Raw genomic sequence first — 2,015 nt, 5'->3', positions numbered from 1 at the left:
TGATGGTTGAGCACGTCCCTACCCCAGCACCCTCCCACTGCGGAAGGTGCACCCACACCATACAAGGTTGAGCACGGGGAAGTCCGGAGCGAACGCTCCGGACCGCAATCGTGGGCGCCCGCCACCCGCTTCGCCTGCCCGAGGGGCAACCTACGAAGCTGACCGACGCCAAGAAAAAAAAGCTAGAAACGAACGTTCAAACCAGAAGCAGCACCGTCAAAGCACCGCCTGAATCGCATCCCGAGCCTGATGCGACAGTTCCAACCGCGTCGGCAACGTCCCATCCGCATGCTGTGTCGCCAGCACCGGCAAGAACACCACCTCCACCGACAGCCCCGTCGTCCCCATCACCCGCCACAGATTCGCCACCAGCGTTTCCTCGCCCACGAACGCCGCAAAACCGCTGCGTTCGCCGTGCTGCAGGAAACGCAGCGCCACCGGCTGGATTTCGACCGTGGCCGCGCGCGCCGGTTCGAACAGGCTGGCGTGGAACGGGCGCAGCGTGAAACCCTCGCTCGTCGTGCCTTCCGGGAACAGGCCGACCGCATCGCCCTGCTTGAAGCGAGCTTGCATCGACTCGCCCATCGCATGCACCGCGTGGCGCTGGCCGCGTTCGATGAACAGCGTGCCCGCCCCCGCCACCAGCCAGCCGATCACCGGCCAGCTGCGGATCTCGCTCTTGGCCACGAACGACGTCGCCCGCGCCGAATTCAGCACGAAGATATCGATCCACGACACATGGTTCGCCACCAGCAGCACCGGACCCGTCATGCGCGGCTCGCCCTTGAAGACGACCCGCAGGCCACAGGCCGCCATCAGGCAGCGCGACCAAGTACGGTTCAGCCAGGCCCGCGACTTCGGGCGCAGCAGCGGATACACCAGGCCCACGCACAGCAGGCCGAAGACAATCAACGGCACCACCAGCATCAGGCGGAGGACAAAGCGCAGCAGCTTCAAACAGGGGTCTCCCAGGCCGGGCGGCCACTCACCAGGGTGGCGCGGACACGACCGGGCAGCATCATACCCGCGAACGGCGTATGACGGCTGTGGCTTTGCAGGGCGCCGGGCGTCACCAGCCATTCGGCCTCCAGGTCCACCAGGCACAGGTCGGCCGGCGCCCCCACGCCCAGTTGCCCCAGGCCCGCCAGCGCCGGCGACAGGCCGCGCAGCACCGCCGCCGGCCCCGACGTCACCCGGGCCAGCGCCTGCGGCAGCGGCAGGCGGCTGTCGCGGGCCCATTTCAGCGCCAGCGACAGCAGCAGCTCCAGGCCCGTGGCACCGGGCTGCGATTGCGGGAACGGCACGGACTTGCCCGCGTCGTCCACCACCGCATGGTCCGAACACAAGGCGTCCACCAGGCCCTCGCGCAGCGCCGCCTGGATCGCGTCGCGGTCGCGCTGGCCGCGCAGCGGCGGGCGCAGGTGGAAATCCGTATTGAAATAGCCGATGTCCACATCGGTCAGGTGCAGGCTGTTGGCCGAGACATCGGCGCTGACCGGCAGCCCTTCGCGGCGCGCCGCGCGCAGCAGTTCCAGGCCGCGCGCGGTGGACAGGCGCGACAGGTGCACGCGCGCGCCGGTGGCGCGCTGCAACTCGAAGATCGTCTGCAGGGCCAGCGCCTCGGCCTGCGGCGGCAGGCCTTCCAGGCCCAGGCGGTCGGCATAGGCGCCGGCGGCGACCACCGCGCCCTGCGCCAGCCACGGGTCCTGCGGCCGCAGCCACAGCGCCAGGCCCTGCCCGGCCGCATAGCGCATGGCGCCCCACAGCACCCGGGTGTCGACGATGCCGGATTCGCCCTGCGAGAACGCCAGGCAGCCCGCCTGCGCCAGCAGGCCCATCTCGGCCAGGGTCTCGCCGCGCAGGGCGACCGTGAGCGCGCCCAGGGGCAGCACCCGGCCGTGGCCGGGCGGCGCCTCGCGCAGCAGCGCCTCGACCTGGTGTTCACGGTGATCTGGTTCACCTTCGCCTACATCCCCATCGCGCACATGGTCTGGTTCGCCTCGGAAACCGCGCCG

1 protein-coding gene and 1 pseudogene are annotated in these 2,015 nt (G+C 70.1%); both read right to left on the bottom strand.

Annotated features, from left to right (window positions below; genetic code table 11):
- Nucleotides 1-216: 216 nt before the first annotated feature.
- Nucleotides 217-957 (bottom strand): lysophospholipid acyltransferase family protein, encoded by a 741-nt coding sequence (locus H0523_RS31940; protein WP_054435658.1) that lies wholly within the window; start codon nt 955-957, stop codon nt 217-219.
- Nucleotides 954-1,949 (bottom strand): annotated as a pseudogene (locus H0523_RS31935) (amidohydrolase family protein); the annotation flags it as partial. The pseudogene H0523_RS31935 and the gene H0523_RS31940, both read right to left, overlap by 4 nt.
- Nucleotides 1,950-2,015 lie beyond the last annotated feature (66 nt).

This window comes from Achromobacter insuavis (assembly GCF_902859645.1).
Classification (GTDB): Bacteria; Pseudomonadota; Gammaproteobacteria; order Burkholderiales; family Burkholderiaceae_B; genus Achromobacter; species Achromobacter insuavis.
Note: the sequence above shows the minus strand (reverse complement) of the source record. Positions and strands in the feature narration are given on the sequence as shown.